21 protein-coding genes are annotated in these 23,864 nt (G+C 39.0%); 14 read left to right on the top strand and 7 right to left on the bottom strand.

Features of this window, described 5'->3' with window-relative positions:
• Positions 1–5: 5 nt before the first annotated feature.
• The 3 genes from AN486_RS05050 to AN486_RS05040 all read left to right on the top strand — a co-directional run bounded on the left by AN486_RS05050 (position 6) and on the right by AN486_RS05040 (position 3,825).
• Positions 6–770 (top strand): energy-coupling factor ABC transporter ATP-binding protein, encoded by a 765-nt coding sequence (locus tag AN486_RS05050; RefSeq protein WP_039200054.1) that lies wholly within the window; start codon positions 6–8, stop codon positions 768–770.
• Positions 771–854: 84 nt separating this feature from the next.
• Entirely contained in the window at positions 855–1,343 is a 489-nt protein-coding gene (locus AN486_RS05045) for a hypothetical protein (RefSeq protein WP_290599481.1), read from the top strand.
• A 463-nt stretch (positions 1,344–1,806) separates the two neighbouring features.
• Positions 1,807–3,825 (top strand): hypothetical protein, encoded by a 2,019-nt coding sequence (locus AN486_RS05040; RefSeq protein WP_290599480.1) that lies wholly within the window; start codon positions 1,807–1,809, stop codon positions 3,823–3,825.
• Between the two features lie 50 nt (positions 3,826–3,875).
• On the opposite strand, the gene AN486_RS05035 is transcribed toward AN486_RS05040, so the two are convergent.
• From AN486_RS05035 to AN486_RS05025, 3 genes are all read right to left on the bottom strand, one after another.
• The gene (locus AN486_RS05035) at positions 3,876–5,318 is read right to left on the bottom strand and encodes an ATP-dependent DNA helicase RecQ (RefSeq protein ID WP_053537640.1); all 1,443 of its coding nucleotides are present in this window, start codon (positions 5,316–5,318) and stop codon (positions 3,876–3,878) included.
• A 127-nt stretch (positions 5,319–5,445) separates the two neighbouring features.
• A complete protein-coding gene (locus tag AN486_RS05030) occupies positions 5,446–6,393 on the bottom strand; it encodes an isoaspartyl peptidase/L-asparaginase (protein WP_053537641.1) in 948 nt (315 codons plus the stop codon).
• Between the two features lie 52 nt (positions 6,394–6,445).
• Positions 6,446–6,607 (bottom strand): DUF2256 domain-containing protein, encoded by a 162-nt coding sequence (locus AN486_RS05025; protein ID WP_071992819.1) that lies wholly within the window; start codon positions 6,605–6,607, stop codon positions 6,446–6,448.
• Positions 6,608–6,982: 375 nt separating this feature from the next.
• Here AN486_RS05025 and AN486_RS05020 point away from each other — a divergent pair, with 375 nt between their 5' ends.
• Both AN486_RS05020 and AN486_RS05015 read left to right on the top strand, forming a co-directional pair.
• Positions 6,983–7,504, top strand: a complete 522-nt coding sequence (locus AN486_RS05020) for a hypothetical protein (protein WP_290599479.1) — start codon at positions 6,983–6,985, stop codon at positions 7,502–7,504.
• A gap of 87 nt (positions 7,505–7,591) precedes the next feature.
• Complete coding sequence (locus tag AN486_RS05015; RefSeq protein ID WP_290599478.1) at positions 7,592–8,731, top strand: quinone-dependent dihydroorotate dehydrogenase; 1,140 nt, start codon at positions 7,592–7,594, stop codon at positions 8,729–8,731.
• Between the two features lie 496 nt (positions 8,732–9,227).
• Here AN486_RS05015 and AN486_RS05010 read toward each other — a convergent pair whose 3' ends face one another.
• Positions 9,228–9,953, bottom strand: coding sequence for a hypothetical protein (locus AN486_RS05010; protein WP_053537644.1), 726 nt, complete (start codon positions 9,951–9,953; stop codon positions 9,228–9,230).
• A 334-nt stretch (positions 9,954–10,287) separates the two neighbouring features.
• On the opposite strand from AN486_RS05010, the gene mreD reads away from it, so the two are divergent.
• Complete coding sequence (mreD, locus tag AN486_RS05005; protein ID WP_053537645.1) at positions 10,288–10,905, top strand: rod shape-determining protein MreD; 618 nt, start codon at positions 10,288–10,290, stop codon at positions 10,903–10,905.
• A 5-nt stretch (positions 10,906–10,910) separates the two neighbouring features.
• On the top strand, positions 10,911–12,089 hold the full coding sequence (ribD, locus tag AN486_RS05000; protein WP_053537646.1) for a bifunctional diaminohydroxyphosphoribosylaminopyrimidine deaminase/5-amino-6-(5-phosphoribosylamino)uracil reductase RibD: 1,179 nt from the start codon (positions 10,911–10,913) through the stop codon (positions 12,087–12,089).
• A 17-nt stretch (positions 12,090–12,106) separates the two neighbouring features.
• Here ribD and AN486_RS04995 read toward each other — a convergent pair whose 3' ends face one another.
• Complete coding sequence (locus tag AN486_RS04995) at positions 12,107–12,325, bottom strand: hypothetical protein (RefSeq protein WP_053537647.1); 219 nt, start codon at positions 12,323–12,325, stop codon at positions 12,107–12,109.
• A gap of 535 nt (positions 12,326–12,860) precedes the next feature.
• Between AN486_RS04995 and AN486_RS04990 the strand changes: the two genes are divergently transcribed.
• Positions 12,861–15,005, top strand: a complete 2,145-nt coding sequence (locus AN486_RS04990; RefSeq protein ID WP_290599477.1) for a DNA phosphorothioation-associated putative methyltransferase — start codon at positions 12,861–12,863, stop codon at positions 15,003–15,005.
• Between the two features lie 8 nt (positions 15,006–15,013).
• On the opposite strand, the gene AN486_RS04985 is transcribed toward AN486_RS04990, so the two are convergent.
• On the bottom strand, positions 15,014–15,592 hold the full coding sequence (locus AN486_RS04985) for a hypothetical protein (protein WP_290599476.1): 579 nt from the start codon (positions 15,590–15,592) through the stop codon (positions 15,014–15,016).
• A gap of 129 nt (positions 15,593–15,721) precedes the next feature.
• Here AN486_RS04985 and AN486_RS04980 point away from each other — a divergent pair, with 129 nt between their 5' ends.
• Positions 15,722–16,291, top strand: a complete 570-nt coding sequence (locus AN486_RS04980; protein WP_039202790.1) for a pentapeptide repeat-containing protein — start codon at positions 15,722–15,724, stop codon at positions 16,289–16,291.
• A gap of 386 nt (positions 16,292–16,677) precedes the next feature.
• Here AN486_RS04980 and AN486_RS04975 read toward each other — a convergent pair whose 3' ends face one another.
• Positions 16,678–16,818 carry a hypothetical protein gene (locus tag AN486_RS04975; RefSeq protein WP_168634706.1) on the bottom strand — a complete coding sequence of 47 codons (141 nt, stop codon included), beginning with the start codon at positions 16,816–16,818 and terminating at the stop codon, positions 16,678–16,680.
• A 246-nt stretch (positions 16,819–17,064) separates the two neighbouring features.
• On the opposite strand from AN486_RS04975, the gene AN486_RS04970 reads away from it, so the two are divergent.
• The 5 genes from AN486_RS04970 (at position 17,065) to ccsB (ending at position 23,794) form a co-directional block, all read left to right on the top strand.
• Positions 17,065–17,817 (top strand): response regulator transcription factor, encoded by a 753-nt coding sequence (locus tag AN486_RS04970; RefSeq protein WP_027403571.1) that lies wholly within the window; start codon positions 17,065–17,067, stop codon positions 17,815–17,817.
• 50 nt (positions 17,818–17,867) lie between these two features.
• A complete protein-coding gene (locus AN486_RS04965) occupies positions 17,868–19,190 on the top strand; it encodes a cell wall metabolism sensor histidine kinase WalK (protein WP_290599475.1) in 1,323 nt (440 codons plus the stop codon).
• 134 nt (positions 19,191–19,324) lie between these two features.
• On the top strand, positions 19,325–19,993 hold the full coding sequence (gene phoU / locus AN486_RS04960) for a phosphate signaling complex protein PhoU (protein ID WP_168635170.1): 669 nt from the start codon (positions 19,325–19,327) through the stop codon (positions 19,991–19,993).
• A gap of 217 nt (positions 19,994–20,210) precedes the next feature.
• On the top strand, positions 20,211–21,878 hold the full coding sequence (locus AN486_RS04955; RefSeq protein WP_290599474.1) for an iron uptake porin: 1,668 nt from the start codon (positions 20,211–20,213) through the stop codon (positions 21,876–21,878).
• Between the two features lie 878 nt (positions 21,879–22,756).
• On the top strand, positions 22,757–23,794 hold the full coding sequence (ccsB, locus tag AN486_RS04950) for a c-type cytochrome biogenesis protein CcsB (protein ID WP_027403575.1): 1,038 nt from the start codon (positions 22,757–22,759) through the stop codon (positions 23,792–23,794).
• Positions 23,795–23,864: the final 70 nt, after the last annotated feature.

Here is a 23,864-nt window from a genome sequence, read left to right as displayed (position 1 = left end):
GAATCTTGACATCCTTAACTTCTAATCCCCAAATTTCCCTCTCTCAACCGCATACCAATGTCGTTGAAGTCCAAAATCTGGTATATGCCTATTCGCACCAGCAACCCGTATTACAAGAAATTTCTTTTAGCTTACAAACAGGCGATCGCATCGCCTTAATGGGGGCTACAGGCTCAGGAAAAAGCACCTTATTAGAAAACCTCATCGGCTTAAAACATCCCCAAAGTGGCAGAATCTGGATTAACGGCATCCCCCTATTGCCAACCACCTTACCTCAAATACGCCAACAAATTGGTTTTAGCTTTCAAGATGCTAACGACCAATTATTTATGCCTACAATTCTGGAAGACGTTACTTTCGGACCCCTTAACTATGGTGTTTCACCCATAGCTGCAAAAGATAAAGCCCATCAACTATTAGCCGACTTCGGATTAGAAGCTTACGCCCACCGTTCCGCCCATGAACTTTCTGGAGGACAAAGACGTTTAGCCGCCTTAGCAGCAATTTTAGCCCTAGATCCAGCCATTCTCATCTTAGACGAACCCACCAACGGACTAGACCCAGCATGGCGACGACATTTAGCTCACGTGTTATTAAAATTGCCCGTACAAGTGATGTTAATAGCTTCCCATGATCTCAATTGGCTAGGAAGAGTAACTCAACGGGCTTTAGTCCTATCTACGGGTAAAATCCAAATAGACAGCGACATTCAAACACTGTTGCAAGATGGCAAAACCTTAGATAAATTAGGATTGCCATTAGATTGGTAAACTGCTCAACACAGAAATTCGTAATTGCGAATTAATAATCAATTGGCTTAATATTTAGGGGATTTTATTGCTCTTGGGATTTTAATGTTGTTTTCCCGTCATTCAGTTATTGCTCCTGTTAGCCTGAGCATTGCTTTGTTAATTACTAGTTGCAGCGAGACTAAAATCTCCCAATGTCAGCGATTAGTTACAGTTGTCAATCAGGGTACAGCACTGATTGATATGAAAAAAGGTCAGCAAGTATCAACTAGCTTGCAACTATCCAAAGACTTAAAAAATGTTACTAAGTCTATTCAGGAATTAAATTTAAAAGATCCCAAACTGCAAGAATTTGAAACCAAATTTATCAAAATCTTTGATCATCTTAGTGAAGCCATAGCCAAAGCTTCTCAAGCACTTGGAGAAGCTAAAAAAGCAGAGGCATCATCAGATGGTAGAGCAAAAATTGAAAAAGCCAGAAAAGAAATTGATTCCGCACTAACAACAGCCGCCAAAACTGCCGGGAAAGAATCAGATACTCTAGGCGTTCAATTAAATAAATATTGTAGCCAAGCGGAATCAATTAAAAATTGAGAATTAAAAATTAAAAATTGTAAGAGTTATATCCTTTACTCTTCTTTTTTTAGTTTTTAATCTTGCTAAGACCTACAGACTGTACAAATTAATCATCCACAAAGATAAGGACGAATTTATTCGCATTACGAAAAGCATTAATACATTGTAGTGTGTTTTTGTGTAATATTTAGGCACTTAAGTAGGTGAGCGTTGAAAATTGTCGTTATGGCAAGGCAAAAGGCAAGAGGCAAGAGGCAAGAGGCAAGAGTGAAAAGGGTTTGGGCGATTTTACATTTCTTTACACAGTTTGGTTTTATTGTGTTCACCTACTTACTGTTGAAGTAAAAGCGTGGCAAGCTAGATCGAAAATGAGAATTTAAAAAGAAATGCTAAGTTAATTTAAATATCTGAACACATAAATAAATTTGTATATAGTATAGTAAAATGTAACGGATACGTAAATAACTAAACCCATTAAGTCATGGACATAAGTTTAGAAGGTAGAATTAACAACACCCCTTTAGCTGAGAATAAATGTTTATTGCCATTGTTTGAGTGTGTAGTAAACTCAATTCATTCTATTGAGGATTCAAAAATCAATAATGGATATATTGACATTATTCTTTTAAGGGAAGGTAATCAAACAGAACTCATAGAAGATGGAAATTTATCTCCAATACAAGGTTTTGTTGTTGTAGATAACGGAGTAGGATTTAACTATATTAACTATATGTCTTTTTGTACTTCAGATAGTACATATAAAAAAAGCAGAGGCTCAAAAGGAGTTGGTAGATTTTTATGGCTTAAAGCTTTTACAGAAATACTGATTGAAAGTGTTTTTGAAGAAGAAAATAATTTTTACAAACGTAATATAGAATTTAGCCTTTTTTGCAAAGGAGTTCAAGAAACTTCTAAGCAGAAAATAGAACTAAATAATGAACAAGAATTTTATACAAAAGTTGAACTTAAAAATTTCTTAAACCCATATAAAGGAAAATGCCATCAAAAATGTGAAACTATAGGCAAGCAAATTCTAGAACACTGTATTTCATACTTTATTTTAGAAACACCACCCAAAATTAGAGTAATTGATGGAAAAAAAGAATTCAACATTAATACATACTTTAATCAAAATTTAGAATCATTCTCGGATAATGATGTAATTAAAATAAAAGAATATACTTTTAATCTTAAAGGAATTAAATATTACAACTCATCCGATTCAAGCCATAAACTTTTTTATTGCGCTAATCATAGAACCGTTATTTCTGAAAATTTACACAACTATATCCCTAATTTAATTGAAAAAAGAAAAATTCGTGACAGAGAAGGAAGGCTTTTTACCTATCTGGCTTTTGTTTCTAGTGACTGTTTAGATCAATATGTTAATCAAGAAAGAACTAATTTTAACCTAATTCATAATCATGAGGGTTTTACAGAAGACATTGGACTTATTGCTTATAAAGAAATACAAAATGAATTAATTTCTGTAATATCTAATAATCTTTCTCCATTTTTACAAGGATTACAGGAAGAGAAACAGAAAGAAATCCAAAAATACATTATAGAAGAAGCTGTAGAATATCGTCCGTTACTAAAATATGCTACAGATAAATTAGAGTCTATAAAACCTGGACTCCCTCCAGAAAAGCTAGAAATAGAACTTCATAAAATAATGTCGAGCTATGAACTATCCCTGAAAGAAACGGGAGTAAAAATATTGAGAACTCCTCTAGAACACTTTGAGAGATTTCCTGAATATAGCAAAGAATATTATGATTTTCTTGAACAGTATAATGATCTAGGGATGTCTAAGTTAGCAAGATATGTTATTCATAGAAAAATCATAATCAGTCTGTTTGAAAAAAACCTAATTGTTGATTCAGATGGAAGATATAGTCTTGAAAAAGATATACATGAAATAATTTTTCCAATGAGGACATCTTCTGATGAAATCAATGTTTTTGAAAAACAAAATCTCTGGATAATAGATGAAAGATTGTCTTATCATGAGTATCTTTCCTCTGATCAATCCTTAAAAAGACTAGAAAATTTAGATTCAGAAAGTAATGATAGACCAGACCTTTTAGTTTTCAACCATCCTATTGCTTTTGTACCAGATGAAGAACAGCCTTATTCTTCCGTTGTAGTAATAGAATTTAAACGCCCAATGAGAGAGGGATATTCTGCATCAGAAGATCCTATTGCTCAAGTTTATTCTTATATACGCCAGGTTAGATCAGGAAAACACAAGAATAAAGATGGTAGATTAATATCCCTTCGTGAAGATACACCTTTCTATGCCTATATTATTTGTGACTTAACAGAAGAAATACAAACTTTTGCTGTTAATTCTTCTCTGACTCCAACACCAGACCTTCAAGGTTTTTTTGGTTTTAACCCTGGATTAAAAACCTATATTGAAGTATTATCATTTAACAAACTTGTTAAAGATGCAAAACAAAGAAATAATATTTTATTTAAAAAATTAGGCATATAATTAATATGGAAATATCGCAATAATTAGCTTTCCAGATTGTGTTTCTTGATTTAATCACAATTATCACAATGTCCACAACGCCAATTAGCAGTTGGTGTTTCAAAGCCAAAGGCATTTAATAAAAATTGCCAACGACACCTTTTATTAGTGAGATATTCACTCATTTGTTTAGTAGCTTGTAATTGTGTTTTTTCTGGATTTCCTGACTGCAAAGACATAGAATAATGAAAAGGATCAAGCCATGCCAATTGTCCATTACTATGCAGAAGAGAAAGTGCCACAGCACTATTCGGAAATTCTTTAATTACAGTATTTATTTCTCCTTGGAGTGGTAATTGTTTGGCTAATTGTTGAGCTTTTTGTTGTTGCAATTTCATTTGTGACTCAAAAAACTTCTGTCTTTGCTTATCCTCAGCATCTAAAAATCCCGTCGGTTCACTTACCAAAGTTAAAACATCAGCAGGTTTGCCATCTCTTCCTGCCCTTCCTATTTCTTGCACATATTCAGATAATAAATGTGGCGCATGAAAGTGAACCACCCAGCGCACATCCGATTTATTTATCCCCATCCCAAAAGCACAAGTACACACAACAAATGGGATTTTTCCACCTAACCAACTAGCTTCAATATTGCGGCGTTCCGTTGGACTCAATCCTGCATGATAACTAGCAGTTTGATAACCATTTTCTGTTAACCATTCCGTTAAATTTTCACTATCTCTTCGAGTCCGTACATAAATTAAACCAACTTGATTTGGTCGTTTTTGAATAAACTTTAATAATTGTTGTTTTCTCCCTTTAGGAGTCCAAGCAATTCGGACAATAGGATTTAAATTTTCCCGATAGGGATTAATCCGAAAAATCTCAGGTTTGTCTAATTTTAAAACTGTAGAAATAATCTTTTGGGCTAAAGGATCAGCCGTTGCCGTAAAAGCTGCTATACTAATTTTTGTTCCCGGTGGTTTTGATTTTAGCAAAGCTTCACGCACAGCCCCTAAACGCCGATAAGCCGGACGAAAAGTATCACCCCACTGTACTAAACAATGGGCTTCATCCAGAATTAAACCATTAATTTGGAGTTGGGGATTACATAACTTTTGCCATACTGCTGGACTGAGTAATGTTTCTGGTGATAAATACAATAATCTTAATTGCTGTTTTTCCAAAGCTTGCAAGGTTGCATTGCGTTGAGATGCAGTTAATTCACTATGTAAAAGTGCTGCTTTTTGTGATAGTTGCCGTAATTCCGCAACTTGGTTTTCCATTAGTGCCACCAAAGGAGAAACTATTAAAGTCAATCCTGTTTTTAGGAGGGCGGGAAGTTGAAAACAAATTGATTTTCCCCCACCAGTGGGCATAATAATTAGAGCATCTTTTTGTGATATTAAACAGTTAACAATTTCTTTTTGAGGAGGACGAAAATCATCATATCCCCAAATTGCCTTTAATGCTGCGCGAACATCTTGCCAAGATTGTGTTACAGGGAGATTCATTTTCCTAAAACAAAAGCGAAAAGAATAATAAAGGGAAAATCAAGATAAATATTCATCTTTACTCTTCCCAATCACCAATCACCAATCACCAATCACCAATCACCAATCACCAATTACCAATTACCAATTACCAATTACCAATTAGTTCTTGATCATTCCATTCCAAAGTATCACCAATGTTTTCCCCATTATGGTAAGCAGCCAGTAATACTTCACAGGTTTTACCATAGGATATCGCACCAGTGGCATCAAGAGCGATCGCTCCAAAATCCCGATTATTCTTCTTTGCTTCTGTAAATGATCGCTGCATAGCCTCCTGTAGTGACATTCCATCAGTAACGCGCACCACAACCTTAGCCGCTAAACACTCATCAATAATATCTTCCCCAATCCCCGTACAACTCACCGCCGCCTGACTAGTCGCATAATTACCCGCTGGCATAGCTGAATCACTAACTCGCCCAATGCGTTCAAAGCCTTTACCTCCAGTAGAAGTACCAGCAGCTAATTTACCATAGCCATCTAAAGCCACAACACCAATAGTTCCCCTACCAGCACTTTCTGCCATTTCTGGTTCTGCTACTACCCCAGCCATGGTTCTTTTAAAGTTATCCTGGCGTTCTAGAGTCCACTCTTTCAAGCGCAAATCAGTTAAACCATTATAAATAGGCAGTTGTAACTCCCGCGCCAACTCAGCCGCACCATAATCGGATAAAACCCGATCATCAGCATCTTGTAAAAACAGCGCCATTTCAATCGGATTCTTCACCCGTGACACATTAATCACACCACTAAAGCGCCCTGTTGTCCCATCCATAATGGAAGCACTCATGCGGATTTGTCCATCAGATTGGAGGACAGAACCAGTACCAGCATTAAAGCGGGGTTCATCTTCCAACATCTGACAACCCCGAACTACAGCCTCAGTCGCACTTGCACCCGTCAGCAAAAGAGCATAAACTTCCGCAACAATCTGAGACAGAGAGTTGCGGACTGCTATTAATCCCCCCTTACCTTGGAGAGAACTACCAGCGCCACCATGAATAATTAATTTAGGTTGCATTTGTAAAATCATTTATTTTCTTCGTAGGGGCGCAGGGCCTGCGCCCATATATTTATTGGTTGGTCTAACTCTCATTTTTAGCCTGAGAACGACGACGACGGCAACGTTCTGAACAATATTTCACTTCATCCCAACAATCTTGCCATTTTTTCCGCCAAGTAAACGGACGTTGACATACTACACAGATTTTTTCCGGTAAATCAGATTTAGAACAAGTAGGACGCATAACGTAACAATAACGTAACAATAAACACGAAAAACATCATCTATCAAAAAATACATCTAAAGACGGATGACAAGGATTTTTTAATACTTGTACTGTCTACAATTAACCAAGCAAAATTAATTACATAGGTTTTCCCAGATTCTACGATAATTTGCAGAAAACAGAATTTCAAGTCTGAAATTTCTGAAAAGGAGAAAATAAAAATGAAAATAGTTAATCGTTCTTGTCCAGTTTGCGGTTCAAAGGATCAGTCTAAGGAACTTCCAAGAAAAAAATTATCCCAATAAATGAACAAAAGAACCACAGAGGCACAGAGAACACAGAGAGAGAAGAAATAGAGAGAGTTTTTGCGTTAGTTTTGGGACGTATTTTTATTTGGAAGTCCCTAAAGTCTTTGCTGAGGCTGACTGTGATCTTAATCAATTAGACGGTTTTGCCTCTGCTTGTCGTAAACTGCTTGAATATATGCACTACAGACTGATATCTTGTCCAACTTGTGATGTACTGTATGCCAGTCCAATTCCTGAATTAAGTGAATTAGCAACCGCCTACCATGAAGCTGCTTTTGATAGTTCGGAAGAAGCTCATTATGCGAGTCGTACTTATGCCAGTTTTCTACCCGAAATTATGCAACATATTCCTAATTTAGATGGTGCGATTGATATTGGCACAGGGGATGGAGCATTTTTAGAGGAATTGCTTCGTACAGGGTTTACTTCTGTTATTGGAGTAGAACCAGAACCTTTCCAAGCACCTATTCTAGCTGCTAAGGAGGAAATACAACCATTAATTAAGCATGGTCTTTTCAGAGTTGAGGATTTTCAAGCGGGAACTCTTCTCAGTTGGGATTTTGCAAATTACCAGTTTTATAAATTACATCTACGAAATCAGAATTGAAAGAAGCAAAACATTTTTTAAAATTCTCAGATTCACGTAAAGCTATAATATGAATATAATTCTACGTTAACTGACTCGTAACATAAATTGGATCTTTATAAATCATTAGTTGGTCATTTCCTATTTACTCTGGTGAAAACCGAACCGGAGTGGTTGCACAAACAAACCATCGGTAGTCTAAATTGGCTGTCGAAAGCCAGTTATTATCCTTCTACCAACTGGTTGAATAACCTCCTTCAGCAATATCTGTGTTTAAATGATCCACGACTAGAACAAACTATACTGGGAATGAAATTTCCCAATCCTTTGGGTTTGGCGGCTGGATTTGACAAAGACGGCGTTGGCGCTAATATCTGGCATAATTTTGGGTTTGGTTTTGCTGAATTGGGTACTGTGACTTATCACCCCCAACCGGGAAATCCGCCCCCTCGGTTGTTTCGTTTACCTTTAGATCAAGCAGCACTTAATCGGATGGGTTTTAATAATGCTGGTGCTGTCGCTATGGCTGCAAGACTGAATGAGGTTAAAGAAAAGTCGAATTATCCAATACCCATACCTATAGGTATAAATTTGGGTAAATCCAAGATCACACCTTTGGAATTAGCAGCCCAGGATTATCTAGAGAGTTTTCGGTTACTCAAGGATTTGGGTGATTATTTTGTAGTTAATGTTTCCTCTCCCAATACTCCGGGATTGCGATCGCTCCAAGATGCTGCCATGCTCAGTCAAATACTAGATGTGTTAAAACAAGAAAATAATTTACAAAAACCCATATTTGTGAAGATAGCCCCCGATTTAGAATGGGAAGCAATATCTGACATTATTGTTCTGGCTAAAACTTACCAAATCGCTGGTTTAATCGCCACTAACACCACTATTAGCCGGGAAGGACTCAAAACCCAAATCATTGAAAAAACTGGCAAATCCCCCCAAGAAGAAGCGGGAGGAATTAGCGGTAAACCAGTGAGCGATCGCTCCACAGAAGTAATTCGCTTTATTTACCAACAAACCCAGGGACAAATGCCCATCATTGGCGTAGGTGGCATATTTACCGCCGAGGATGCTTGGGAAAAAATCACAGCCGGTGCTTGTCTTATTCAAACCTATACAGGCTGGATTTATGAAGGACCAATAATGGTACGCCGCATCCTCGCCGGTTTATTAACCAAACTAGAAGAAAACGGCTTAACATCCATCAGTCAAGCGATCGGGATGGGTAATAGGTAATGCGATTTTAGAGGATGTTTTAAAAGTGGTATCCCATAATTTTCATCACATTGTTACCACCCTTAGTCCCCCCGATGCTTTGGGGGAAAACCGGAAAAATTAGTTCCCATGCTTTGGGGGAAAACCGGAAAAATTAGTTCCCTCCCCAAAGCATCGGGGAGGGTTAGGGAGGGGTAATTTGAGGAATAATGGTGATTCGATAACTTGTGTGTACACCGTAGCCTTTATAAGGGGATGTTTGAAAAGTTTTTAATAAACAAACCCCTCTCCAAACCTCTCCCCGCTTCGGGGAGAGGCTTTGAAACCCCCCTTCCCAGCCTTCGGCACGCTGCGCTAACGTAGGGAAGGGGGCAGGGGGGTTAGGTTTTGGAGATTATCGGTTTCATCTAATACTTTTCAAACAACCTCTAAGGGGAGGGTTAGGGTGGGGTAAAAATCCAGCAACCATGACTTTTCAAACACCCCCCAAGCTAAAAAAAATTCTTTTTCCCGTTGCCTATTCCTGAATTGGGAAAAACTCCTTAGACCTACGAGAATAGGACCAAGCAATACCATCAGGATCACGGCTACGACACCACTCAGCAAAATCTGGGTCATTGCGTCGCTTGTAAACCGTACTGGAATAGACATTTAGCCGTTTAGCTAATTCAGATTGAATCAGCGAACCAAAAACTAACTGTTCTTCTAGTGGTTTTCTCACTTCCTCATGGGTAGGAACAGATAAGGATTCAGATTGCGCTTCTCCCTCCAGGGAAATAGGTGAAGGTGGAGCTAAAAACGAACGGGCAATTTTAGTAACTGGTTGATCGGGAAGTTTTTCTACCAATTCACTACTATCAATAATATCACCAAGAATACTGGCATTAATAAAGTAGTACGATTGATCCTCCTCATTTTCTGAATCTAGTACACTAGCACCAAATTCCTTAGCTTTGCCATCTAAATAGCGTTTTGCCGCCTCTGCCGAAAAATTACCCTTGATTGCCAAGTCCGTGGGTGTAATTTTGCCATGATTTTCCTCAACCAATTCATAAAAGAGTGGGTTAACTTGGTTGCACCACTTTTCCCATCTAGATTGCTGCCAAAGGTTGAAAACCATTAACAGCCCCAAAATTACCAGTAAAACTTTCCAGGTATTGACCAAGAAAATAATCAAAAACGATATCGGCAAAATTAGAACGAGAAAACTTTTGCCAGGGCTTTCTATGGTTTTTTCACTCATACTGATTTTTGCCAAGTGAATTTTTACAAAATAATATCTCTATCTTGGCAAAAATTTGGACATTTGTTTGTATCTTTTGGCAAAATTGTCGCTAATTATTCGGCAAAAGCTACTGATATATGAAAAAGTAACTAATTTTATAAGTATATTTTCCCAGCTTTTGAGAAATTAATCTGTAGTCAGATTAGGTTGAGAAAGATTAAAATTAAGCGATGACATAGCGGTATGCACTTGAATAAGATACAGAATTTACCTAAAAAACCATACACCAAAGGACTTTCCACTCTGTTCCCTGTTCCCTGCTATATAATAACCAATCACTAATCATAAAAAGATGAAGATACCTGGATTTACCAGTAACAGAGATAAAAAATCAACTTCAACTAGAGGAAAATCCTATTTTTTGATTCCCCCATTAGCACTTTGGCATCCTTGGTGGCATCAATTTATGGATTGGATGGTAATATTTTTAACTGTAATGTTATGCTTAATAATGTTGCCAACTCGTCTTCCTGGGATGGAATTATTAGGCATTGGTCCTAACTGGCTACTAATTTGGGTAGTGGCTTGGAGTGTTAATCGCTCAGTATTTTCTGGTCTGCTGTCAGGAATCATTTTAGGACTATTGCAAGATGCAATGACATCGCCAAATCCCACTCATGCTTTGGGTTTGGGAATCGTGGGAATGTTAACAGCCCTAATGCAAAAACAGCGGTTTATTCAAGAAGACTTTATTTCTATTGCTTTAATTGTATTTGTGATGGCTGTGGTGGCAGGCACTATTTTTGCTTTCCAGTTATCTTGGGAAGGAAATCGTCATGCCGCCAGTATTTGGACATATTACCAGCGTGCAACCTTAGCTTCGGCAATTCTTAGTAGTTTGTGGGCGCCTGTGGTTTATTATCCTCTTAATCGCTGGTGGCAGCAGATGAAATTAATTCGTAATTCTTAAGTCAAATGGATAATTTTCCAGGAGTCTCTCCAGCATCTACACCCTTATCTGAAAACCATCAATTTGCACAGCCTGTAGTCCCGGAATTAGTAGGTAATGACTTTGATTCGCGGATGATGTTACGGTGCGTAGAATTAGCTCGCATTGCGTTGGGATACACTTCACCAAATCCCTTGGTGGGGGCAGTGGTTGTCCAAAATGGGGAGATTGTGGGGGAAGGGTTTCATCCTCGTGCTGGTGAACCACACGCCGAGGTTTTTGCCCTCAGAGCAGCGGGAGAAAGGGCGCACTTAAGCACTATTTATGTGAGTCTTGAGCCTTGTAATCACTATGGACGGACTCCTCCCTGTTCAGAAGGATTAATCAATGCTGGTGTGTCTAAGGTGGTGGTAGGGATGGTTGATCCTAATCCCTTGGTAGCAGGTAGCGGGATTGCACGGTTAAGGGCTGCGGGGATTGAAGTTGTAGTTGGAGTAGAGGAAGCGGCTTGTCGGCGTTTAAATGAAGGGTTTATTCATCGCATTCTCTATCAACGACCTTTAGGTATTTTGAAATATGCTATGACTTTAGATGGTAAAATTGCCACTACTGCTGGTCATAGTTCTTGGGTAACAAATCAAGATGCTCGCACTGAGGTGTATCAATTACGAGGGGCTTGTGATGCGGTGATTGTTGGTGGGAATACAGTGAGAAAAGATAATCCTTACTTGACTAGCCATCAAGTTGCGGCTCATAATCCTCTACGAGTTGTGATGAGTCGTAGTCTGAATTTACCAGAACAGGCTTGCCTATGGGATACTCAGGAAGCTCCAACTTTGGTTGTAACGGAAGTTGGCAGTTCACAAGCTTTTCAAAAAATGCTGCGGTCAAAAGGCGTGGAGGTGCTGGAATTTAGCTCCCTCACTCCGGAAATAGTCATGGGTTATTTATATGAGCGCGGTTTTTGTAGCGTGCTATGGGAATGTGGTGGTATTTTAGCAGCTAGTGCGATCGCTCAAGGCGCTGTCCAAAAAATCATGGCATTTATCGCCCCCAAAATTATTGGTGGAGATCATGCTCCTACACCTGTGGGAGACTTGGGTTTAACTAGTATGACTGAGGCGTTACCGTTGGAGCGGGTAACTTGGCGGATTGTCGGTAATGATTGCTTAGTAGAAGGTTATTTACCATCGAAACTTAAATAAACAGCACAGCCACTTGACTATGACTGTTGGCGTTCATAAGCTAAATCACGAATCAGACTCAGCCGAGATTGGATGTAATCACACAAGAAATCAATTTCATGAGGATCTAAAAAAGCTTGATTAGTTATTTGTTTAACCAACCACTGCACCAAACTAGCATCATCAAGCTGTAAGAGTGTTACTGTGTGGGTGGCTTCAACGATTGACCAAAGCTGACGCATGATAGTTGGAGTCATTAGACCTCTATTTAATCATTAGTTTAGTTCTTTTCAGATTACACAATTCTCATATTAACTGACTGCATAAATCTACAACTAGATATAACTATTATTAAAAATTTAATAAATGACCAAATGTTTTGCTGAAAATTAAGAAATGTCAAGTTATATGAATTAACTTAATTTTACTTAACTAAGACTACAATTTGTCATCAATGAACGTTATTTTTTGTTGTGTTTTACTATTTTGACAAAAAAATTGATAAACAATGGTTTGAACTGTTTTTACTTTAGAGGTTGTTTGAAAAGTATTAGATGAAACCGATAATCTCCAAAAACCTAACCCCCCTGCCCACCTTCCCTACAAGGGAAGGGGGTTTCAAAGCCTCTCCCCGCTGCGGGGAGAGGTTTGGAGAGGGGTTTATTTTGTTTATACATTAAAAACTTTTCAAACATTCTCTTGGTTTCAAAGTTTATTAACTTCCAATTTCAGATTTTTTGTACTAAGGTAAATGTAACCAGGTTATCTATATTTTTACAAGATGACAAAGTAATGGTTCAACCTGACAACATAAAGAATGCAGTTGAGGAAAACCTCTCAAGGTTTCACTCTATTGATATAAATAACATACATCAATGTTGCCAAAACAATCCTGTTGGCAAAATGTTACCTGATGCCTTTTACATTCATATTTTAGCTTTACATACTCTTGACCCTTGGCTTCAGGAATGTGAAAGCCGCGCCCGTAGTGTCTTACCTAAAGTCCAGTTGGCAACTCTGGTCAAGTTTAGTACAAACAAACCCAAAATTTCCTATCTATTCTATCCTGATTTTGATACTGATCCTCATCCGGCTTTACAAGCTAGTATTCAGGTTGACTTAGAAACTCTAGAAGTTGGTTATCGGGATTACAGCGATTCGGAAAACCCCCCGATTCTGCACCGCAAAGAAACTTTTGTGACTCCAGAATATCCCCTCTATGAAGAGTTTGCAGCTTTAACTCGCGCTCAAGTTGCTTTAGGTTTACTTAATCATCCTAAAGGAATTGGGACTAAGTTGGGTTGGGAACAACGGTTAAAAGTTTTTGGGGTGGAAGTGCAAGGACATTGCTTAATTAAACGGGAAAGTAGTTCCATAAGTACAAATATAGTTCCCAAAATAGACCGTCACAAAGCCGCTATTATTCGCTCTGATTTATCTCGTCCTGTGCGGTTAGCTTTGGAATTGAGCTTATTTAGTCCAGAAACCACCTTTTTTGATTATGGTTGTGGACATGGTGGCGATGTTACCCGTATTGCTGAACAGGGTTATACAAGTTGTGGCTGGGACCCCTATTACTCTACACATACGCCTAGAGTAGCTGCGGACATTGTGAATATTGGTTTTGTGATTAATGTCATTGAACACCAAAGCGAGCGCCGGGAATCCCTAATCCAAGCTTGGGAACTGACTCAAAAAGTCCTGCTGGTAGCCGCCCAAGTGTTGATATCTGATATTAAGCGGGGTGTAATTGCTTATGGCGATGGCATCATTACTAACCGCAACACATTTCAGAAATATTATGAACAAGAAGAATTAAAAATTTACATTGACCAAGTATTAGGTGTTGACGCAATTCCTGTGGCTTTGGGGGTTTATTTTGTGTTTCGAGATGAAGCTGAAGCTGAGTTATTCCGTGCTTCTCGCTTCCGTTCCCGCGCGACTACTCCCAGAATCCGTCTTTGTGTAAAAAGGTTTGAGGAACATCAGGAATTATTGACACCGCTGATGACTTTTCTGACGGAACGGGGAAGAATGCCTATTAAGGGAGAATTACCTCAAGAATTGGCAATTGTTCAGGAATTTGGGAGTTTACGCCGGGCATTTAATATCATTATACAGGCAACTGACTCGGAAGAATGGCAAGCGATCGCTGACAAACGCCGTCAAGATTTAATGGTTTATTTAGCACTGTGTAATTTTAGCCGTCGTCCCCGATTAGGACAATTAGCACCAGCAGTACAAGAGGACATCCTGGGTTTATATAGTAGTTATAAGCAAGCCTGTTTAGATGCTGACCAAATGTTACGCAGTTTGGGAAATACAGAACTAATTATTAAACGTTGTCAAGAAAGCAAAGTCGGGAAAAAATTACCTAATTCCCTTTGGGTTCACATTTCTGCATTACAAGCAGTTGACCCCTTATTACGTCTTTATGAAGGTTGTGCTAGTCGCACTATTGGACGGTTAGAAGCAGCCAATGTGATTAAATTTCATCTAAAAACGCCTAAGATATCTTATTTATTTTATCCTGATTTTGATATTAACCCTCATCCCATTTTATCAAAAGTCATGACAATTGATTTGCGAGATTTGCACGTTACTTATCAAGATTATGATCAAGAAGATGACCCACCAATCTTACACCAAATAGAAGCTTTAGTTACTCCCGATTATCCCCAATATGAGAAATTAGTTAAACTAACTTGTCAAGAAGAAGATAGGGGTCTTTTAGATAATTGGCACAGTATTAGTCATGTTTCTGGTTGGGAAAAATGTCTAAAGGAAAATTGTACTGTTATTGATGGTTATCGGTTAGCTTGGGCTAAAGATGCAGATGCTTATAAGTTGAAAGCACTGAAAGCAGCTTTGAGAACTCGACAAAGAAGGAAGAATGTTGCTCACGCAGAGACGCAGAGGCGCAGAGAGGAGGAATAGAGGGTTATTTATGTTTGTTTTGCTAGTTTGACCCAATCTGTAATTCCTTTTTTTGTGGGGATTCCTGAGTTATTAAATGTCCACATATCTCGTTTATGTTGTTGTCCATAACTAATATGAATTGGTTGGTTGTGACTATAAAAATAGAGGGAATCAAAGGGTAGTTTTGTTTGTAATATCCATTCTACTAATTCTGTACTCGGTAAATCTGTAATTAGAAAATCACAAGCAGCACCTAATCTTTCACAGTAGTATTTACCGTTTTTGTTGATTTCATGGCTAATATGTTGGTCAAGATGCGGAGCTACACGCCCATTTTTTTGCCCTGTAATTGGGTCTTTTTTCTCTAGATACTTTTTTAAGTCTGGAGAACAAAAACCGTAAGTAAGTCGAAAATTTTCTCTACCAAAATAATCTATCACTGGGTCAATGATAAATTTATTTAAATCCTGTAATGCGGGAATTACTTCTGGTAGATTTTGTGGATAGGGGTTGATATTTTGGGCGTATTTATGATAGGTTTGTGTGCAGGTACAAAATTCTTCTAAGGTTAGATATTTTCCTAGTTTTAAATTATGACTATTCATAAATACTGGATTGGCTATGAGACTGGTGATTCTATTGTAGCATTTGCTAAACTTCCGTTTTATTAATTGCTGAGAAGTTAAAAAATGTGAATAATTTAATAATTGGACTTACCAAGGTCTAAAAAAACTATGAATGTTCAAGAACTTTTAGATAGATATGCCACAGGAGAAAGAAGCTTTAACTGTATTGCTTTACCAGGAGCAAATCTACAAGGAGTCAATTTGGGTGGTGTAGACTTCGGTGGAGCAGATTTGAGAGGAGCAAATCTAACAGAAGCTTCTTTAAGTGGTGCTAATTTGAGTAAGGCAAATCTCAAAGGAGCAACATTAGCAAGAGCGCATTTATCCGAAATTATTCTCTGTGGTGCTGATTTGACTCAAGCTACATTAAAAACTGCTCATTTAAATGAATCAGACCTTAGCGGTGCATTATTGAGTGGTGCTAATTTATGTGATGCTAATTTACACATGGCATCAATTTCCGCCGCAAATTTGCAGGGTGCAAACCTCAGTGGCGCAAAAATGGGAGGTGTGAGAATGTGGAAAGCAGACTTACAAGGTGCAGATTTGAGTGGTGCAGATTTAAGCGAGGCTAATTTGTGCGAAGTGAATTTAACAGGCGCTAATTTAGATGATACAGATATGAGTGAGACTTTTTTAACTGGCGCAATTATGCCTGATGGTAGCATTCATAGCTGATGTTGTTGTACAAAATACTTCGTAGGGTGGGCAATACCCACCAACACTCAGTGAAAATATTTAAATATTTGATTATCCAAAAGCTTGAACTGCTAAATACTCAGAATATGGACATTTTTAGTTCATCATAGGTGTCAACTTAAGTTAAAAATGGCTTATCTGTTGGCTTCCACACCCGCCCGGAAATGATAGCGTAGCGTGGCGTAGCGTGGCGTAAGCCATATTTCCGGGCTAATAGCGAAAGTAAACTAAAGTTTACTCAAAAATTTCCGCGTTATTTAGTCATCTTCAGATGACTTCTGCTATTAGACTGGGAATTCATTCCCAGGCGGGCTAACCGGGTTGACGCTTCTCAGCCCGAAAAACAATCCACTTACGCATTATTATTACTCCTTGTCAGTACCAGTGTCATAATAGGACTGTGGAAATTCTGTCTTACCATCAAATACACAATCCACAGGTAAAATATCTGCCAACAACCGATTAATTATTAGACTTCTCCGGTAAAGATTGTAGAGACGTTCCATGGAACGTCTCTACAAGGGTTTCAAACGACGCACATTTAATTTTCGGAGATGTCTATTTAGCTTTTGCCTGACTTTTCGCCTGTTCTAAGGCTATTTCTTTCATAGCTTGATAAGAATTGTCAAGGGGGATGACTGGATTACTGACACAAAAATTTACAATTAACGTAAATACAAAGAAAATAAAAATAAATATATGATTGGTATGATTTATAATATACTAGGCTTTGTTATACACTGAAAAAATTAATGTATACCAGTGAATTAGCTAAATATTCCGCCAGGGCAGATATTGGCCAAACAAGCCGTATTCTCGTAGTCGAAGACGAAGAACTAATTCGGGAAATGTTAGTTGTAGCCTTGGAAGGGGAAGGTTATGATGTAATTGTTGCTAGTGACGGCAGAACAGCGATAGAATATCTGAAAAATTGTGAAGATAATTCTGAAAAACTGCCTTTAGATTTGGTGCTGTTAGATTTGATGTTGCCGCAAATTAATGGTCTAGATATTTGCCGTTTTTTGCGTCACCAGGGCAACTCAGTGCCAATTTTGATGTTGAGTGCTAAAGGTAGTGAAACTGACCGAGTGCTGGGCTTGGAGGTAGGTGCTGATGACTATTTGACAAAACCGTTTAGTATGCGAGAATTGGTGGCGCGGTGTCGGGCGTTACTTCGTCGTCAACGTTTAAGTACATTGCCACAAGTTCCGGTTCTCAAGCACAAAGATATAACTTTAAATGCTCAAGAGTGTCGGGTAACGGTACGTGGAGAAGAGGCGAATTTGTCTCCGAAGGAGTTCCGGCTGTTAGAATTATTTATGAGTTATACTCGACGAGTATGGTCACGGGAGCAGTTGTTGGATCAGATATGGGGTCCAGATTTTGTGGGGGATAGCAAAACTGTGGATGTTCATATTCGCTGGTTACGGGAAAAGCTGGAGGAAGATCCTAGTCATCCAGAACATATTGTGACTGTGAGGGGTTTTGGTTACAGATTTGGGTGATTTGTGAAGATAGTTGTTAGTTTTGAATCATACACCAACTAACGACTTCCATGTTCTTTCTGGGATTTTTTCTGGGTTTAGTTGTCGGCCTTGGTTTTTGGGTTTGGCAACAGGTTCACCTGAACTGGTATTTAGAGCGATTGTTGCAACCGTTAAATTCTCGTTCCCATGAAACCAATAACATCAAGTTGCTGCTAAGACCTCGCTTACGGCAGGATATGTCTATGGTGAATAAACAACGACAGGATTTGCAGCAATCATTGTCTATGTATCAGGAATTGCTAGATTTTGTACCTCTGGGATATTTGCAGGTAGATGAGGAAAATCAACTGCTATGGTGCAATCAGCAAGCGCGAGAAATTTTATATCTTCAAAGGTGGCAGCCAGGACAGGTGCGTTTGTTGTTAGAATTGGTGCGGTCTTATGAATTAGATCAGTTAATTGAACAAACTCGTGATTGGCAAAAGCCACAGGTGCAGGAATGGGTTTTTCATCCTGCTTGTGAAGATGCTAGGGAGATGACAGCGGTAAAATCTATGTTTTTGCGGGCTTCTAGTTTGCCTCTACCAACGGGACAAGTGGGGGTATTTTTGGAAAATTGCCAATCTGTGCTAGATATGAAGCAAGAACGCGATCGCTCTTTTTCTGATTTAGCCCATGAACTGAGAACACCCCTCACGGCAATTCGTCTGGTAGTGGAAACTCTGCAAACCCGTCTAGAAACACCTTTAGACCGTTGGGTTAATAGGTTAATGCAAGAAGTTGACCGACTGATTAATTTGGTGCAAAGTTGGTTGGAACTGACGCAAATGGAAAATAATCCTACCATGCAGTTAAATTTAGAAATGGTGGAAATGCGATCGCTCATCATCTCCGCATGGGCAACCCTAGAACCAATTGCCCAGCGTCATTCTCTCAGTATTAACTATTCTGGACTAGACAGCATCTGCATTCAGGCAGATAAATCTCGACTTTATCAAGTATTCGTCAACTTGCTAGATAATAGCATCAAATATAGTCCAGCCACCACAACTATTGACATTGAGACTAAAATAATTTCTACTGATAACGGTCAAATGTTGGAAATAAATATTATTGATTTCGGTGTTGGCTTTGCTGTTGACGACTTACCTCATGTATTTGAAAGGTTTTATCGCGGAGATAAAGCCCGGTATCGTTCACCAGTCAATGAAGTAAATTCGACAACGAGAATTGCTGGTAGCGGTTTAGGTTTAGCCATTGTCCAGCAAATAGTCATGGCTCACGGTGGTGTAATTAAAGCCATGAACCATCCAGAAACAGGTGGTGCTTGGATACAAATTCAATTTTCTCAAGTTATGACAAATTTACCTAGTACAGTACAGCGCAAGTAAGATAACCATTAAAAATCCTTAAAAAGCTTATACAATCTGCTTTTTTAATTTTTAATTGTTAATTTTTAATTCCGCCCTGCGGTACTAGTCAAGACTATAGTTAAGAAAATATATACACTTTTAATATAACCACTGTGAAAACTGTATTTGATCCTCCCAATCACAAAATACTACCAATAGAACGCTCCATTAGGCGTTTAGAACGGGATTTATTACGCATGGGGGCTTTAGTAGAACAATCATTTCGGCTGAGTCACCAAGCCTTATTTGCTGGTGACTTAATCGCAGCGGAACAAATACCCCGGTTAGATAAAAAAATTGATCGCTTTTATCGGCAAATAGAATCAGACTGCACAACTATTATCATTCGTCAAGTACCCACAGAAAGAGATTTGCGCTGTATAAGTGCTTTCATGCAATTGGTGCGTGACTTAGAACGAATTGGGGATTATGCCGAAGAGCTAGGGGAAATTGCCATTAAACTCTTCCCTTATCCTCAACATAGTTCCTTACCAGAAATTGCAATTATGTCCCAGCACGCCCAAGCAATGTTAGCAACTTGTTTAGTCGCATTGGCAGATTTAGACGAAACCAGTGGACAAAGAATGAAGCAGTTAGATGATGCTGTAGATAATGCTTATGAGCATCTTTATCAAACCTTTGCCCAACAGGAAAATATTTCTGGCGTAATTGAGCCAATTCTCTTGTTAACTTTAGCAATTCGTTGTTTAGAACGCATGGCAGATCACGCAACTAATATTGCTCAACGAGTTACATATATTGTTACAGGTCAGCGATCGTAAATTGGATATTGATCCCCATCAATACATACCATAGACAGGGTATAATCTCAGATTTACCAGATAATAAATAAATTATAACCTTGTATAAAAATTTTGATATTTAGTTGTTTTAATTGCCATTAATGATGTAGAATCACTATAGAACATTTATGTATAAGTTCCCTTGGGACTTTACCATAGACTGGATTCACTATAGGTGTGAGAGAGATTGAAATTTATGAAAAAAGCTTTTTGGAATATCCTCAAGGTTAGCCCCGTCCTAGCTTTGACCTTATTGACCAGTAACAGTGCCTTTGCTGGTGAAGCTAAGGAACAAGTAACAAGTGTTGCTCAATTGTCCCAAGAGTCCAACAGCTTGGGTCAAGTAACATCTGTTTCTCAGTTTTCCGACGTACAACCTACTGATTGGGCGTTTCAAGCTTTACAATCTTTAGTTGAACGTTATGGTTGCGTAGCTGGTTATCCTAGCGGTACTTTCCGTGGTAATCGCGCCTTGAGTCGTTATGAATTTGCGGCTGGTTTAAATTCCTGCTTAGACCGCGTTAATGAACTCATTGCTACTGCAACTGCTGACATGGTAAGCAAGCAAGATTTAGCTACCTTACAGCGCTTGCAAGAAGAATATTCTACAGAATTAGCAACTATTCGCGGTCAAGTAGATGCTTTAGAAGCTCGTACTGGCGAACTGGAAGCCAATCAGTTTTCCACCACCACCAAACTATCTGGTGAAGCAATTTTCAGCGTATCCCAAGCTTTTGGGGATAAGGTAGCAGTTGCTTCTGGCGCACCAACAAAAGACTTAAGCAGCAATTCAACTTTCTCTGACCGGGTGCGGTTGAGTTTAAATAGCAGCTTCACTGGTAAAGACCAATTGCAAACTCGTTTGCAAGGTCGGAATATTGCCAGTAATAAAGATACCACTGGTACCAACATGACCCGTTTAGGTTATGATGGCAGCGAAAATAATGCCATAAGCATTGACAAACTCAACTACGCTTTCAGTTTGAGCGACAAAGTTCGCGTCAAGATTGATGCTACTGGTGCTGAGTTAAATGAGAACGTCAATGTTTTCAACCCCGACTTTAGAAGCAGTGGTACAGGTGCTTTATCTCGCTACGGACGTTTCAGCCCTATTTATCGTCAAGCTGGTGACGGTGCTGGTATCACTGTTAACGTTACTCCTAATGATAAGATTGCATTAAGTGCTGCTTATTTTGCTCAAGGGCTGAAAGATGGAACTAACGATAGAACTTCTTCTAGCAATCCTAATGTCGGTAATGGGCTATTCAACGGTGATAATACTATTTTCGGTCAGTTAGCTTTCAAGCCTAACCAGGCTATCAACATTGGTCTAACTTACGCGCACACTTATCAGCGGGGAATTACTATTACTGATCCAGCAGATAAAAGTAAAACAATTGATCTAAAGAATAGTTTCTTTAGTTCCACAGGTAGCAGTAGTGCAAATAGTCCCTTTGGTGCTGGCGTTGCAGCAGAATCAAGCAACTACGGTGTACAAGCTACACTCCAACCCACTAAGAATATCACAATTGGCGGTTGGGGTGGTTATACTGCCGCCAGCACTTTAGCAGGTAATAGCAAGAGTGGAGAAATCTGGTACTGGGCTGGTACTTTGGGTATTAAAGACTTCGGTAAAGAAGGTAATACCTTGGGTCTTATCTTCGGTCAACCTCCTAAATTAGCTGGCGGTAAAGGTATTACCAGAGATGCAAACACTTCTTATCACATCGAAGGTCTGTACAAGATTAAGCTTTCTGACAACATCCTGGTCACTCCTGGTGTGTTGGTAATCTTGAATCCTGAGCATAACGATAAGAACTCCAACGAATATGTTGGTACTTTACGGACTACCTTCACTTTCTAGAATTAAGTTAGGTTAGCCCTCCCTAACTCTCCTCTTGTGAAGGGGAGGGAACCAGATTTTTCTTGTTTCCCCCCTTCTAAAGGGGAAAGGGAGGTAAAAATGTGGTGAAAATTACGGGATACCACCTTTCAAACAACCTCTTGATATTAAAACTGTGTCTGTCACTAAAAAAGCAGCCGGGTATTATAAAGTAGATGCCGAAAACCCTTGAAGATGCGTTCGACTTAGGAGAACGCATCTGGGCTTCAGACAAGGGATGAAAGCTAGTTGCTTTGCTTTATCCTGCATTGACGTTAATTTGAAAATTTGAGCGTATTCATCTCATCACCTCCCTATCGGGTAAGTGAGAGGCTTCTACTGTTTAAGCTAAAACTCTCTATAGAATCTCCGCGTTTTTAGACCGGAGACTGTCAAAGATATTCTAATTTATGGTAAATCGGTTATAAAATAAAACTATATTCTCAAGACTACCGCATCTCGTTCCTAGTCTCTGACTAGGAATGCAGTTGATGAGGCTCTGCCTCTAATATCATTGAAGGCAGAGCCTTCTAGAATTCATTCCCAGTCAGAGACTGGGAACGAGATAATGAATTTCAGGGCTAATAGCCAAAGTTTACTAAAGTAAACTGGGGATTTTTAGTCATCAACAGACAACTTTTGCTATTAGACTGGGAATTCATTCCCAGGCGGGCTATGGGTTTTACGTTAAGTTGACACCAATGATCACTGCTTTACTCCTACGCACCTGGGTTTTTAACTAAATATCTGGGCGCTATGAATTATGAAGATTAATCTTGCCAATTACTAATACCCAAAACCAGTTAGGATCAAGGAAATCGGAATTTATATTTTCAAGCATCCACTGGAGAGAAGTGTTTATGGATCTGGTTGTACTCCAGAACTGGCTAGATAATGCCTCATTTGCTGTCTTATTCTGTACGATGTTGGTGTATTGGGTGGGGGCAGCCTTTCCGAGTTTATCGGTGACAGCGGCTTTGGGGACGGCTGGAATGGCGATCGCTAATTTGTGTATGGCGACTCTATTAGCAGCAAGATGGATCGAAGCGGGTTATTTTCCCCTGAGTAATCTCTACGAATCTTTATTTTTCCTGACTTGGGGAATTACCGCTGTCCATTTAATTGCCGAAAATAGCAGTCGTAGCCGTTTAGTGGGGGTTGTAACTGCACCTGTAGCCATGGGAATTGCTGCTTTTGCGACTCTGACTTTACCATCAAATATGCAGGTGTCAGAGCCTTTAGTCCCAGCTTTAAAATCTAATTGGCTGATGATGCACGTTAGTGTAATGATGTTGAGTTATTCAGCTTTGATGGTAGGTGCATTGTTAGCGATCGCTTTTTTAATTGTTACTCGCGGTCAAAATATCCAATTACAAGGTAGTTCCGTTGGTAATGGCGGTTATCGAAGTAATGGTTATAAATTACTAAAAGCTGGTGAGTTAGTTACATCTACACTCGCTGCGGAAACTAATGGTTTTTCCCTTGTAGAAAGTAACAACAACGGAAATGGGACTGCGGTTTTAGATTTAATCACAAGTACCCCCATTCAAACTGCTGAAATCCTTTCACCTCAACGTCTTAATCTAGCTGAAACCCTCGATAATATCAGCTATCGCATTATTGGTTTAGGCTTTCCTCTCCTCACAATTGGGATTATTGCTGGTGGGGTTTGGGCTAATGAAGCCTGGGGTTCTTACTGGAGTTGGGACCCGAAGGAAACTTGGGCGTTAATTACCTGGTTAGTTTTCGCGGCTTATCTGCATTCTAGAATAACTCGCGGTTGGCAAGGTCGAAAACCGGCAATTTTAGCCGCTGCTGGGTTTGTTGTAGTTTGGATTTGTTATCTCGGTGTGAATCTTTTAGGTAAGGGTTTACATTCTTACGGTTGGTTTTTGTAAGTTCATCTTTCAGCAATTCTCATTTTAAGGTTTCATGACATTTAAACCCTTACATTCATAGGGTTTTACA

This window comes from Anabaena sp. AL93 (assembly GCF_001672085.1).
GTDB classification, from domain to species: Bacteria; Cyanobacteriota; Cyanobacteriia; order Cyanobacteriales; family Nostocaceae; genus Dolichospermum; species Dolichospermum heterosporum.
The sequence above is the reverse complement of the archived record's forward strand: the minus strand, read 5'-3'. Positions and strand labels throughout refer to the sequence as shown.